The sequence below is a fragment of the Nostoc sp. S13 genome (genome assembly GCF_029379315.1).
GTDB lineage: Bacteria > Cyanobacteriota > Cyanobacteriia > Cyanobacteriales > Nostocaceae > Nostoc.
In genome coordinates this window covers 1-13,438 of the sequence record NZ_JAQYWQ010000154.1, presented here as the reverse complement: position 1 = coordinate 13,438, position 13,438 = coordinate 1, and the positions used below count along the sequence as shown (strand labels likewise).

9 protein-coding genes and 1 pseudogene are annotated in these 13,438 nt (G+C 42.5%); 4 read left to right on the top strand and 6 right to left on the bottom strand.

Annotation, left to right across the window (positions count from 1 at the left end; all coding sequences use genetic code 11):
* Positions 1-251: 251 nt before the first annotated feature.
* The 4 genes and pseudogenes from PUQ00_RS29605 to PUQ00_RS29590 form a co-directional block, all read right to left on the bottom strand.
* Complete coding sequence (locus PUQ00_RS29605; protein ID WP_300423269.1) at positions 252-1,127, bottom strand: M48 family metallopeptidase; 876 nt, start codon at positions 1,125-1,127, stop codon at positions 252-254.
* Between the two features lie 244 nt (positions 1,128-1,371).
* On the bottom strand, positions 1,372-1,737 hold the full coding sequence (locus tag PUQ00_RS29600; RefSeq protein WP_300423267.1) for a Lin0512 family protein: 366 nt from the start codon (positions 1,735-1,737) through the stop codon (positions 1,372-1,374).
* Positions 1,738-1,984: 247 nt separating this feature from the next.
* Positions 1,985-3,793 (bottom strand): multicopper oxidase, encoded by a 1,809-nt coding sequence (locus PUQ00_RS29595; protein ID WP_300423266.1) that lies wholly within the window; start codon positions 3,791-3,793, stop codon positions 1,985-1,987.
* A gap of 781 nt (positions 3,794-4,574) precedes the next feature.
* Positions 4,575-4,748 (bottom strand): annotated as a pseudogene (locus PUQ00_RS29590) (cyclic nucleotide-binding protein); the annotation flags it as partial.
* A 147-nt stretch (positions 4,749-4,895) separates the two neighbouring features.
* Here PUQ00_RS29590 and ileS point away from each other — a divergent pair.
* Positions 4,896-7,802, top strand: coding sequence for an isoleucine--tRNA ligase (gene ileS, locus PUQ00_RS29585; RefSeq protein ID WP_300423264.1), 2,907 nt, complete (start codon positions 4,896-4,898; stop codon positions 7,800-7,802).
* 64 nt (positions 7,803-7,866) lie between these two features.
* On the opposite strand, the gene PUQ00_RS29580 is transcribed toward ileS, so the two are convergent.
* Positions 7,867-8,751 (bottom strand): ParA family protein, encoded by an 885-nt coding sequence (locus PUQ00_RS29580; RefSeq protein ID WP_300423270.1) that lies wholly within the window; start codon positions 8,749-8,751, stop codon positions 7,867-7,869.
* Between the two features lie 261 nt (positions 8,752-9,012).
* Between PUQ00_RS29580 and speY the strand changes: the two genes are divergently transcribed.
* Positions 9,013-10,188 (top strand): deoxyhypusine synthase, encoded by a 1,176-nt coding sequence (speY, locus tag PUQ00_RS29575; protein WP_300423263.1) that lies wholly within the window; start codon positions 9,013-9,015, stop codon positions 10,186-10,188.
* A 10-nt stretch (positions 10,189-10,198) separates the two neighbouring features.
* Positions 10,199-10,390 carry a hypothetical protein gene (locus tag PUQ00_RS29570; protein WP_300423261.1) on the top strand — a complete coding sequence of 64 codons (192 nt, stop codon included), beginning with the start codon at positions 10,199-10,201 and terminating at the stop codon, positions 10,388-10,390.
* 38 nt (positions 10,391-10,428) lie between these two features.
* On the opposite strand, the gene PUQ00_RS29565 is transcribed toward PUQ00_RS29570, so the two are convergent.
* Positions 10,429-12,336 carry an adenylate/guanylate cyclase domain-containing protein gene (locus PUQ00_RS29565; RefSeq protein ID WP_300423259.1) on the bottom strand — a complete coding sequence of 636 codons (1,908 nt, stop codon included), beginning with the start codon at positions 12,334-12,336 and terminating at the stop codon, positions 10,429-10,431.
* A 580-nt stretch (positions 12,337-12,916) separates the two neighbouring features.
* Here PUQ00_RS29565 and PUQ00_RS29560 point away from each other — a divergent pair.
* Positions 12,917-13,402: a hypothetical protein gene (locus PUQ00_RS29560; RefSeq protein ID WP_300423257.1), complete on the top strand. Its 486-nt coding sequence runs from the start codon at positions 12,917-12,919 to the stop codon at positions 13,400-13,402.
* Positions 13,403-13,438 lie beyond the last annotated feature (36 nt).

Sequence of the window (13,438 nt, the reverse complement as noted above, 5' to 3'; positions counted from 1 at the left end):
ATATCCGTGGTTGGTTTACTCATTGTTGTTACTGTACCTCACTAGACTAGAAAATGCTATAAAGCTTTGCTAATATTCTGCATTTGTTCATCTGACAAGATTCGGAGTTAGCAAATTAATCTCTGCTGCGAGATTGGACTCGTTAATAGCGAACTGGCGTTAGATTAAGAGACTTCTAATCCTACGGAGTGGGTGAGGAGGGTCTGGTTATTACCCTCCAGAAAGTATAAAAGTGGTTATGATTAGTAACTCTACCAGTTGCGCCACCCGCCCTGATGTGTAACTTTATCAGTATACTTAAGTCCGTGACTGTCTAATAGAGTTTGATATTCTGTGGTGCTTGCCCATCGGTGAATTTCTCGCGCCCGTAGCACTGGCACTGGATGGGTTAATTGGGCTGTGCGGGCGGCTTTGACCATTTCGCCTAGTTCGGTCTTGCTAATATCATCGTAAGCGCGGACTTGGGCAACAAAGGCATCGAGATTCAGTTGTGGCGCTAAGGTAGGGGAACCACCCGTCAACTTCATCAACAATGACATGACAACTTTGGGGTCTTGGGTTGCTAGTAGTGCGGCGCGATCGCAGGTAAACTCAGCACAGCGTACCCATTCTAAAAGCTGTGCCTGTATGGCTTGAGCAACGAAGGTTCCAACATTGGGCACAATCGCCGCAGCTAATATTAATAAATTTACAGGAGTCAAGTAAACGCTATGGTCACACTTGAGATGCCCCAACTCGTGGGCAATTACTGCCTGTATTTCTTCTGGTGTAAGGATATCAATCAGGGATGTGTGTAGCACAACAAACGGCTGCTTACCCCGCATAGCAAAAGTATAGGCGTTGGGAGCCGGATGTTGCCGGACGTACAACTGGGGAGGCTCTATATCCAGGATTTTAGAGGCATCTAACAACAGTTTGTATAAATCGGGCAGTTGCTTTTCACCCACCAGAATACTGGAGGCAATATTTTCCACATAGAAAACCTGCTCTGCCATTGGCCCAAGCCAATTTCGCACCAACATATCTATGCCTGGTACTTGCTTGAGCGCTCTGGTAGCTTCCAGGTCTAATGGATGACGAAATGAGTCAGCTTTTAAACCAATCAGCGGGGTTTTGATGAAGGACATAGTGCAGCAAGCTATAAAAAAACATAACTATGGAAGCTGGCTGGTTAGATTCACAGCCTCCCACAGTTAGTATAACCATTTAAGTAGGGTGGGCAGGGGACACCAAACGTATATGCCAACATTGGAACGATTGCGCCACAAATGCCAAGTTGGATTTTTTCAATCGCGCACGAGAGCAAAACCCATTATTGCAACTCATTACGAAAGTTAGTCGAGCATTAGCATTCTATGGGTTTGACCTCAGCTACTCATTTTCAACCAGAACTGTTACAGCTGCGATCGCAATCAACATTTCGTCATTTTTATCGTTGAGTTCGGGAATCGCCCGCCCTTGAACTATCATCCCTCCAGATTCTACGGTGAGGGTTTTCCGACCAAATGGCAGTACAGCTAATACCTCTTCTTCCCTAACTTGTTCTGGATATGGTACTGCTACCTGAACCTCTATAATCATTTCATTAGGGTGACTCAAGCCTGCAACTTCCCAAACACCAGGTAAGGCATTGTGAGCGATCGCATTACGTACTGCTCTAGATGCTGCTACTGTCGGTTCTTGTCCATGCTGATCTATTCCCATCCCCATTTCGATAATCAACCGTTTACGTGCCATTACTACCTCCGGGAAATCTTGCATCTTTCACTTTATCTTTCTATTGGATAGCAATACAGGAATTCTCGGATCAATAAAATACACCATATAAAGAAGTCAAGAGTCCAATCTACAGTTATCCTAAATCCTGACTTCTGACCTCACCTTGCTAGAGCATACATAAATTAAGCAAGAGAGCTAAACTCCCGGTAGCCGTGTAGGGGAGTGATATTCTTGAGAGGTTCTTTAAGATAACCGAATTGGTATTTTAGGGAGTTGCCACAACTTGAAAGCGTCGCATCATATCGAAATCTTCATGTTCCAGGATGTGACAGTGCCAGACATAATACCCCGGTTTGTCGAAGGTGGCAATAATACGAACAACTTCACCTGGATAAACAACTACGGTGTCTTTCCAACCTTTCTGTGAGAGTGGTGGAAGCTGAGGATTGCCGATTAGGACAGGATTTTTTAGAAATAGCTTAGTCTTACCAGGACTTGTGATCACTGGGACTGGACTGCCAGTAAATGTCTGTCGATTTAGAATCAGGAAGGAAACCAAGTGTAAGTGAATTGGGTGTGGATCTTGTGACGTGTTGTAAAATTCCCAAACTTCAGTTGTGCCGAGTTTTGGTTTCTCAGTAATTGGATCATCATAGCCCAATGAGCCGTCTGCCAATGTACCTTGCTGTAGCAGCGTCCGACCGTATTGATCCTTGGTCTCAAAAATAACCAGTTTCCGAGTCATTGCGGTTTGAGCAGGAGTCGTAATCTTGTCAGGTATCAACTGTGTTGTCAGTCCACCACTTTCATTAGTATCGACTGTCGCATTTTGAACATTTGAAAGTGGTTGGTTGACCGCAATCTTCATTATCTGACCTATAAGCTTGGGATCACCTGAATCACGGTTCAAGTTATTCAGGATGAACTCTTTCCCTGAATCGCCAGTAAAGTCAACAATCACATCAGCGCGTTCACCTGGAGCAATAATTAAATTTCCAAGCGCGACTGGTTGTTCTAATAAGCCTTGCTCGGTGCCGATTTGATAAAACTTTTCCTTTGAGTCGTTGAAACTCAGGTTGTAGAAGCGCGAGTTTGAACCGTTTGCCAACCGTAAACGGTACTTTCTGGGTTCGACCACCAGCTTTGGCCAGGCCATGCCATTTACTAGGATGAAATTACCGAAGAAATTCGACCTTATACTTGGATATGGAGCGGCGGGATAATTTGAACTAGGTGGGTAGTAAAGCTGACCGTTCGCAGTGAAATTTCTATCCTGGATGATGATTTCTTTTTCGTAGTTACCACTGGGCAAAATGTTGCGATTGATCAGATTAATCTCGTTGTTATCCCTCAGCAAATAGAAGCCTGCAAGACCAGCATATAGACTTAAACGACTGTTACCCATAACGTGGTCGTGATACCAGAGTGTCGCTGCCCTGCTGTCATTTACATAACTATAGTTCTTTTTAAGCCAACGGGTTCCGGTTTGTGAAAAATCTTGTGTAAACCAAGCATCAGGATATCCGTCGTTAGTCCACTCAGTATGACCGCCATGCAGATGCACCGCTGTAGGTACAAGCCCTTTTTGGATAGCATTTACAATCATTCCTGGAAGAATGCTCTTGTCTACTGGTAAAATATATCCAGATTTTGGTAGTTTGTTGTCCCACAGCACTTGAATCGGTACGTTTTTTTGCGCCACGAATGTGGGGCCTGGGTAGGTAACATTCGTTTGCCCTTGCAAGCCATACCCCCAAAGTGTTGTGTTTAAGCGTGCATCATCCTTTGTACCATATATGCCATCTGCACCGGGACTGCTATATAATCCAAGCCATTGGTTAGTTTGTCCGATCACTACATTGAAGTTACCACCTTTTGTAGCATTTATCCTTGCTGGAGACGGCAACGAATTGATGAACTTCGGTTGGGTTCCCGGATCTAGGAAGGAATCAGCAGCGATAGTTGGACTCAATCTGGAAAAGATTATCCCAGCCAGCAATGTCACAATGAAAACAAAGGGGAGATACGATTTTAAGATTCGTCTCCACTTACTTAGCAACCACTTGCTAGTCATAATTAATCTAGTCCTTCAAAAATTTTTCTTGATAGTAAACTAATGGAGAGCCAGTAAAAAATGCTACTCATGCCTAGCTTTTTGCTAGAAAGAATTTTCAGTTTACTTAAATAAAATTACGTAAATTACACTTAAATTAGTATATAACTTTTTATTCTTCTAAAAAAGAATAATTTTTTTTGCAATACTTGACTTTTTGTTAGGGAATGTTCTTCTAATTAAACGATACCTTGGATAGTGGGACTTAGACAAAAAATAGCCAGAAAAAACACTCAAATGTATATACAGATAGACTTTGACATCGTTTTGCCTAGTTTATTGATATATCTGGATTTCAAGCATTTTTGAGTCTTTGGTGTATTTTCCCTGCCCTGTATGGGTTTGAAGCTTGTTTATGCTTCAAAAATGTTTAAGTCCCGATAGGTAATGTACGTACTCAGGAAAGTATACTACTTTCTGTTGACTAACTCTCAACCTCTGCAAAATTCCTGATTAGTTCCCTAGTTGAGAGCCAACCCGATGAGGCAAAGCGGAAAACCGAGGTGATTGAAAGTCTCTTTTCTCTTTCTCTCACTCGTACCCAGGCTTGCCCGCCTAGCGCTGTTAAGATGAGTTTGACGAGTCTATATTAGGATTTACGTAAAACTACAGGCGCTTAGGGGCAATTCATGAATTGCTCCTACCTAAAAATCATTCTTTTCAGCTATTGTTTGTGTAAGTGGTGTATATATAGGAATCCGGTTTGATTCTTGCTTAATATACTTTTTGCCTCCTGCCTCCTTCACAGCTTATGCTGCAAGCGACTCAGACGCTCTGAATAACTTTTCATCACCTTGATGGCAAACATGGGTGTTTCCTGAACGGCAAAGAGAAACCCTTTATCATCAAGGAAACCCAGTTTGCTATCCACCTTGGCAATAGCTGTGTAAGTTCTATTTTGGACTCCTATAAGTACCCTCGCCCGTCTCAATGGACAGACTTTAACTTTTGTTCAAGACAGGGAGAGGTTTATCGAAAAAGGTGAGTAAAATAGCAAATTTTGGTTTTCATGCCATCTTCTATAATTAATAAAACCTGCACACCTAATTCTAGGCATGAGACTGTGACCGAATCAGGAAGTTACAAAGAGACTGTAAACCTACCCAAGACTAACTTTGAGATGCGGGCAAACGCCATCAAGCGTGAGCCGGAAATCCAAAAATTTTGGGAAGAAAATAAAATTTACGATCGCCTCTCCAAAAATAACCCCGGCGAATTATTTATACTGCACGATGGGCCTCCCTACGCTAATGGCTCACTGCATATTGGTCATGCTTTAAATAAAATTCTCAAAGATATTATTAATCGCTACCAACTGCTACAAGGGCGTAAAGTTCGCTACGTCCCTGGTTGGGATTGTCACGGGTTGCCAATTGAGTTAAAGGTTTTGCAGAACATGAAGTCAGCAGAACGGCAAAATTTGACATCTTTACAACTGCGCTTAAAAGCGAAAGAATTTGCTTTAGTTACCATAAATGACCAGCGCCAAAATTTTAAACGCTACGGTATTTGGGGGGATTGGGACAACCCTTATCTAACTCTGAAGCCGGAATATGAAGCGGCTCAAATTGGCGTCTTTGGTCAAATGTTCTTGAAAGGCTACATCTATCGCGGTTTGAAGCCGGTTCACTGGAGTCCGAGTTCTCAAACCGCTTTGGCCGAAGCTGAGTTGGAATATCCTGAAGGTCACGTTTCCCGCAGTATCTATGCAGCTTTTCCAATCACAGGTTTGGCGTCAGCTGTAAAACCATTGTTGGCGGCATATGAGTCAGATTTGGGTGTGGCTATCTGGACGACTACACCTTGGACGATTCCGGCGAATTTGGCTGTGGCGGTGAATGCAGATTTGAATTATGCAGTGGTGGAAGTTTCCCGCCCAGAAGCGGAGGCGCAGAGTAATTTTAAATACCTAATCGTTGCTGCTGATTTAGTGGAACGTTTATCTTCGACGTTGGGAGTTAAGTTAACTCTTAAAGCCACTTTCAAGGGAAATGATTTAGAACATACTACTTATCGTCATCCTCTATTTGACCGTGAAAGTCCGATTGTAGTCGGTGGTGATTACATTACTACTGAATCGGGTACTGGGTTGGTACATACTGCACCCGGTCATGGTCAAGAAGATTACATTGTTGGTCAGCGCTACGGTTTGCCTATCCTTGCACCAGTGGATGACAATGGCAATTTTACCGAAGAAGCGGGAGAATTTGCGGGGTTAAATGTGCTGGGTGATGGTAATCAGGCGGTGATTGATGCATTGACTGCGGCTGGTTCCTTGTTGAAGGAAGAAGCATATCCCCACAAGTATCCCTATGATTGGCGGACGAAGAAGCCAACGATTTTCCGCGCGACTGAACAATGGTTTGCTTCGGTGGAGGGATTTAGAGAAGAAGCATTAAAGGCGATCGCCACGGTAAAATGGATTCCAGCCCAAGGTGAAAATCGGATCACGCCAATGGTGGCGGAACGTTCCGATTGGTGTATCTCCCGTCAGCGGAGTTGGGGTGTACCCATTCCCGTTTTCTACGATGAAGAAACTGCGGAAGTACTGCTGAATGAAGAAACTATCAACCACGTCCAAGGAATCATCGCAGAAAAAGGTTCTGATGCTTGGTGGGAATTATCAGCTGAGGAGTTATTACCCCAATCCTATCGCCAAAATGGTAAGTCTTACCGCAAGGGTACAGACACAATGGATGTATGGTTTGATTCTGGCTCATCTTGGGCAGCTGTGGCCAAACAGCGTCCAGATTTACACTACCCGGCTGATATGTATTTAGAAGGTTCCGACCAACATCGCGGCTGGTTCCAATCAAGTTTGCTCACTAGTGTCGCAGTGAATGACATTGCACCTTACAAAACTGTGCTAACTCACGGTTTTGCTTTGGACGAACAAGGGCGGAAGATGAGTAAGTCAGAAGGAAATGTGGTTGACCCAAATATAATCATTCAAGGTGGAAAAAATCAAAAAGTAGAACCGGCCTACGGTGTAGACGTATTGAGATTGTGGGTATCATCGGTAGACTACTCCGGCGATGTCCGCATTGGGAAAAACATCATCAAGCAGCTGAACGATGTCAGAGGTAAAATTCGTAATACGGCGCGGTTTTTGTTGGGTAGCTTGGATGATTTTGACCCCGAAAAAGATGCAGTAGCTTTCGAGGAATTGCCAGAACTTGACCGTTATATGCTGCACCGCATCACCGAAGTGTTTGAGGAAGTGACGGAAGCCTTTGAGAGTTTCCAATTTTTCCGCTTTTTCCAAACAGTGCAGAATTTCTGCGTGGTGGATTTATCCAACTTTTATTTAGATGTTGCCAAAGATAGGCTGTACATCAGTGCAACCAATGCTTTCCGCCGTCGCAGTTGTCAAACTGTGCTGAAGATAGCAATAGAAAATTTAGCTCGAGCGATCGCACCAGTATTATGCCACACCGCCGAAGATATCTGGCAATATCTCCCCTACAAAACACCTTACAAATCAGTATTTGAAGCCGGTTGGGTTCAAGTAGAGGAAAAATGGCGTAATCCAGAATTAGCGGAATTTTGGACAGAGTTACGGAAAATTCGTACCGATGTCAATGGAAGTTTAGAGAATCTTCGAGTAGCGAAAGAAATCGGGTCTTCTTTAGAAGCTAAGGTTTTGTTATATGTCTCAGATTTGGAACTGCGTAAACAGTTACAATCTCTTAACCCCCACTCTGTTGACCAAAGTAATGGGGTAGATGAGTTGCGTTATCTGTTTTTAGTATCTCAAGTTGAACTAATAGATTCCCCTCTTAAAGAGGCAGAAGAACAGATAAAAGTAGCTAAATTGTTAGGTACTGAGAAAATAACAATTATTGATGTTGTAAAGGCAGATGGGCAAAAATGCGATCGCTGTTGGAACTACTCCATTCATGTGGGAGAATCAGCAGAACATCCGCTAATTTGCGATCGGTGTGTTGCAGCCCTAGCCGGAGAGTTCTAAAAGTTAGGAGTTATGAGTTAGGAGTTAGGAATAAAATCCATAACTCATAACTCCTCACTCTAAATTAAAGCTTCTGCAACAACTCCTGAGTTAACTGAAAGAACGCTTTTGAACCAGCTGATTGGGGAGAAATTAAAACAGCTGGCATAAAACTATCAACAGCCTTAGCAACATTGACATCAACTGGTATTTGTACCTTACAAATTTTTTCTACACCGAAATCTTCAACAACGCGGTGCATCACTTGTTTATAGTATCTGCCAGTGAGAAGGTTAGCGCTGGACATGCTGAATACAATTCCTAGCATTTTTATATCTATTTTGGTTTCATGTCCGTGACTGTCTTTTAATTGGGCAATGCGTCTTTCCAGCAGTTGAATACCCACTACAGATAAGGGTTCTGGTTTAGCAGGAAGTATGTAGAAATCACTGGCGGCTAAAGCGCTACGAGTCAATAGATTATAGCCAGGGGCACAATCGAGAAGGATAAAATCATATTCTTGACGTACTGGTTTTAAGATGTTATTTATCAGGACTCTTTCAAAGCGATTCCAAATCATTTCAAAGTCCTGTTCACCCAAAGCAGTTGCTTGTTTATGCAGCATTTCGGAGACAACAAATTCATCATACAAGTCGATATCTCCTGGTAATAAGTCCAGTCCGGGAAGATTACAAACCTGGAATTGAATGATATCTTGAATTGTCAGTTTTGCTTGTGGATCTGGATTAATAACTTCGTCTATTAGATATCTAAATGTCTTACTTTGTTTACGACGCTTGGCAAAATCTAAAGGCGACATTAAACTGAGTGTGGCGCTAATTTGGCTATCTAAATCAAGGACAAGCACCCGCTTACCATGATTTTTAGCTAAACAGGTAGCTAAGTTGACAGTGAGGGTAGTTTTACCAACGCCACCTTTCATATTTGCAGTAGCAATTACATATCCCATTGCTTGAGTCCTCTGTTGACGCATTCCGTTACATAAAACTTATCTAAAGTTACCTAAACCAATCTCCTGCGAGAAAGATTGTAGATAAATTTAGCATTTACTTCCTACTTCACCTTGGAGATGTCGGCATCTACCAGTCCATAGGCTAGCATCACCTAACTGGCGACTCTTGACAAATTCACTGCCGCATTCAGATTGTCACTTTGGCTGAAAGCTAGATACCATTAGATTCGGCGTGTTTACTAGTTCGGGAGTGCCAAAATGTCTAAACAGCTGGGTCAAAAAATTGCACCAACACCGATATCAAATGATATCAATGTGGTGGATTTGATTGATCAATACTTTACCGCTTACAACTCAGCGCGGTTGCGGGAAATCTGCCAACTTCTGAGTCGTGATGTGCTAAAGGAAGGTGTCACAGTGGGAGTTAGCCTTTCCGGTGCGATGACACCAGCCGGATTCGGGGTTTCAGCACTTGCACCTTTAATTCGCAACGGCTTTATTGACTGGATGATTAGCACTGGTGCAAATCTTTACCACGATATGCATTACGGCTTGGGTTTTGAACTCTTTGCTGGTAATCCGTTTTTGGATGATGTGAAACTGCGCCAGGAAGGCACTATTCGCATTTATGACATTATCTTTGGTTACGATGTGCTGCTGGAAACTGATGCGTTTATCCGCAAGATTTTGCAAGGGGAAGCGTTTCAGAAGCGGATGGGAACTGCTGAGTTTCACTATTTATTGGGTAAGTATGTTCGGGAAGTAGAAAAGCAGCTGGGTGTGGAACATTCCTGCTTGCTGGCGACAGCTTATGAGTATGGCGTGCCGATATATACGTCTTCTCCAGGAGATAGCTCAATTGGGATGAACGTGGCGGCTTTAGCTTTGGAAGGTTCGCAGTTGGTGATAGATCCATCAATTGACGTAAATGAGACGGCTGCGATCGCATATAATGCCCGTGAATCAGGAGGTAAAAGTGCAGCTGTAATTCTCGGTGGCGGTAGTCCGAAAAACTTTTTGCTACAAACCCAACCGCAACTTCACGAAGTATTGGGACTAGAAGAACGAGGACACGATTTTTTTGTACAGTTTACCGATGCGCGTCCAGATACAGGCGGTTTGTCTGGAGCAACCCCATCGGAAGCCGTCAGCTGGGGTAAGATTGACCCGGAGGAGTTATCTAACACAATTGTTTGTTATACCGATAGCACGATCGCTCTACCACTGGTGACAGCATACGTCTTAAATAAGTGCCAGCCTCGCCCCCTGAAGCGTCTCTACGACAGGCGAGAAGCCATTTTTGACAAACTGCAAAAAGACTATCTAGCAGCCAAAACCCGACCATCGGATCAGATTCCAGCAGCAGTGGCTGATAGTGCTTCACAGCAAACAGCTACTTATCCCTGTGGGCGGCTGATTCCGAATACTCACTAGGGAGTGGGGAGTGGGGAGCAAGGGAGGCAGGGGAGCAGGGGAGGCAGGGGGAGCGGGAAGAAAACTATTGATTCTTGAGCCATGCCCAATGCCCCTCATCCCTCAATACGGTTCGGTTAAGGCAAGAGACGCGATAAATCGCCGTCTCTACAAAGGACTGATTATTGTAAAAACGGCGATTTATCGCGTCTTTGCGATCTAGGGTGTGTCATCAAAAAACCTTATCCGAACCGTATTGCCTCATCCCTTCCGTCCAATCAACAAATAGGTTGTGATCTTGCCTTTGCTTTTAACTTCGATTTCGCCGCGCTTTTCAAATAAAAATTGCTCATACAAACATTTATAAGTATCTTCTGTAACCTGAATTTTCCCAGCAATACCTTGGGATTCCATGCAGCTAGCGATGTTTACCGTGTCTCCCCAAAGATCATAAGTAAAGTTGTTGAGGTCAATTACTCCCGCCGCTACGGTACTGCTATGGATGCCGATACGAATGCTGAAGTTTTGGTTATTCTTAGTATTAAATAGAGCGATCGCTGTTTGCATGTGGAGTGCCATTTGAGCGATCGCTTGAGCATGATCTGGGCGGCGCGTAGGCAAGCCACCAACTACCATATAAGCATCGTTAATCGTCTTGATTCTCTGTAAACCATGTTGTTCAGTGAGGCGATCGAAAGCTGAGAAAATTGGGTTGAGTAAGTTTACCAGTTGAATTGCACTCAGAGAAGTAGCAATTTCGGTAAAGCCGACAATATCTGCAAATAAAACTGTGACATCAGCAAAGTCTTCGGCAATGTCAGCTGGTTCTTCTTTCAAGGGTTTGGAGATTGCGACTGGTAAAATATTCAGCAATAAACGTTGGGTTTCTTCCTGTTGATGGCGCAGCGCTTCTTCTGCTGCTAGCCGCTGGGTGACATTGCGAAAAATGCCGCGAGTCGCAACTGGATGACCTTCGATAAATTTACAGTTAATATTACCTTCTAGAAAGATTGTTTGACCGTCTTTAGTCACGAATGCCGCTTTTACTTGCACAAACTTTTCTCCTGACAGTACGCGATAAAACCTTTGCAAATAGTGTTGTTTAAACTCTGGATGTATAATATCAAAAACATTCATATTCGCAATTTCAGCTTCGCTGTATCCCAAAGTTTCTCGCCATGCACGATTAACATACAAAAAACGACCAGATGGATTGACGGATTGAATCAGGTCATTAGCATTTTCAAATAAATCTCGATACCGTTCTTCACTTTCTATAAGAGCATCTTCTGCTTGTTTGCGTTTGATAAACTGGGCGATTTGACTACCAATAGAACCCACCATTTGCAATAGGTCTTTATCTTTTGGTTGTACGTCCTGGTTAAAAAAAACCATCACTCCTAAGATTTCACTATCGTCTAAGATGGGGAAGCCAAAAGCTGCGTGCAATCCAGCCTCAGCTGCAAATTGCGATCGCCGAGTGTCTCCATCTTCTGTGATATCTTGAATCCATAAGGGCAAACGTCTGATCCAAATTCGACCAGGTAAGCCAACACCGGGTGTATAGGTAGTTTGCCAGGTGATTGCTTTAAACTCTCGGACAGAAATTACTCGACTTGACCAAATTTCTACACATCTTAGTACTGCATTGATGCTATGTCCCTGTACCGAAGTGCCAATATATTGACTTGGTGTCCAAAGTTCGCCTAAATCCCATTCCAAGTTTTGACAAATCGACTGCAAAATTTGCGGAATTACCTGCTTTACGCTCTGGGATTCTGATAATATACGAGTGATAGCATACTGGGTACTTGTACGCTGTTCCCGGTGTTGCCGAGCAGTAATATCCCGACCAATGTAGACAATATCTTCTAATTCTTTGATTTTTTTCGGAATTACTGAACAAGAAAAAGCAATTAACCGCTTTTCTCTAGTCTTTGTTCGACAAACTACCTCGAAATTATGAAAATTTTTCTGAAAATAAGAATGCTGGTCAATGCCTGGTATTAATAATTGATGATCATCAATTATCAGTGATATTGGTTGATTAATTAATTCTTCTTCACTATAACCAAATAATTTTTGAGCAGCATGATTTACTTTTTTTATTTTTCCTATTTTACTGGTTATAAACAAAGCATCTGCCATTGCAGTAATTACTTGTTCCATATTCAAATTTATATTTCTTTTGGAGGATTGACAATTGAATATAATATTTATCTTTAGTTTTATCCGCGATCGCCTTTGTCAAAGCTAACATACCGGCTTTAGCAGCACATGATCAGTTTCGCATACTTGAAAGTTCATTTTTCAACATAGCGTGATCGCAGCCGTTCAAAAATTTTCAGGCTATATAGCATTTCCTAATAAGAATGAAGTACAGATGTGCTTTATCTCCCCTCTACGTGAGTTCCCAGAGGGGTTGGGGGGGTGAGGTTTTTATCTGATGTACTTCATGCACCTGAGAACGCTATATCGTTATCCAGTTTATTAATGTATAAGATATTACAAGATGTTTAAGCGTGCAATTCAGATGTAAAATCGCATTGCGATCGCCTAGAATTTAAGATTGAGAAAGTCATATCTATAAAGTTATTTAAAACCCAATGAATCACCAGCGTGCTAATACTCTCAAAGCTGCATTTCAAGTTTGTAATGTTGAACCGCTAGAGGGTGCAGACATGGAGCGTTACTATGTTGATTTATCAGGAGTCCGTAAAACTTCAGCAATTGCAGCGTTAGTACGATTTTGGACTTTCAAGAACCCGCAGATTTCAGCACAATTTTGTTTACGGGACATCGCGGCTGTGGCAAAAGTACAGAGTTAAAACGCATTCAAAACCAATGGGAAAAACAATACCACGTAATTTATTTAGAGGTTAACGAAGAAACAGATATTAATGATGCTCGTTATACAGATTTATATTTAATCGTCATTAAACAAGTAGAATTTGAGTTGCGTAAATTAGGTTTAAAATTTGATCCTCAACTTCTGAAAAACTTTGAATCTTGGTTTAAGGATATTACCAAAGAAACCGAAGAAACTGTGGAAAGGTCTGTCAGTATTGAAGGAGAAGCGACTCTGAAACCAGAAGCTCCATTTATAGCTAAATTGATGGTCAAATTACTGGCACAAATTAAAGGTTCTGATAAGCAAAAAACTACTATTCGCCAAACTTTAGAAAAAGACCTATCACGTCTGAAAGCAGATATAGGAATCCTATTTGAGTTTTGAACAAGCTCCGTACATCTGAAGAGTGGCAAAGTCAAA

What these genes read in the sequence shown, in the direction of transcription:
- speY (WP_300423263.1), top strand. Translation starts at nt 9,013, where the DNA reads ATGTCTAAACAGCTGGGTCAAAAAATTGCACCAACACCGATATCAAAT.
- PUQ00_RS29580 (WP_300423270.1), bottom strand. Translation starts at nt 8,751, where the DNA reads ATGGGATATGTAATTGCTACTGCAAATATGAAAGGTGGCGTTGGTAAA.
- PUQ00_RS29595 (WP_300423266.1), bottom strand. Translation starts at nt 3,793, where the DNA reads ATGACTAGCAAGTGGTTGCTAAGTAAGTGGAGACGAATCTTAAAATCG.
- PUQ00_RS29565 (WP_300423259.1), bottom strand. Translation starts at nt 12,336, where the DNA reads ATGGAACAAGTAATTACTGCAATGGCAGATGCTTTGTTTATAACCAGT.
- PUQ00_RS29600 (WP_300423267.1), bottom strand. Translation starts at nt 1,737, where the DNA reads ATGGCACGTAAACGGTTGATTATCGAAATGGGGATGGGAATAGATCAG.
- PUQ00_RS29605 (WP_300423269.1), bottom strand. Translation starts at nt 1,127, where the DNA reads ATGTCCTTCATCAAAACCCCGCTGATTGGTTTAAAAGCTGACTCATTT.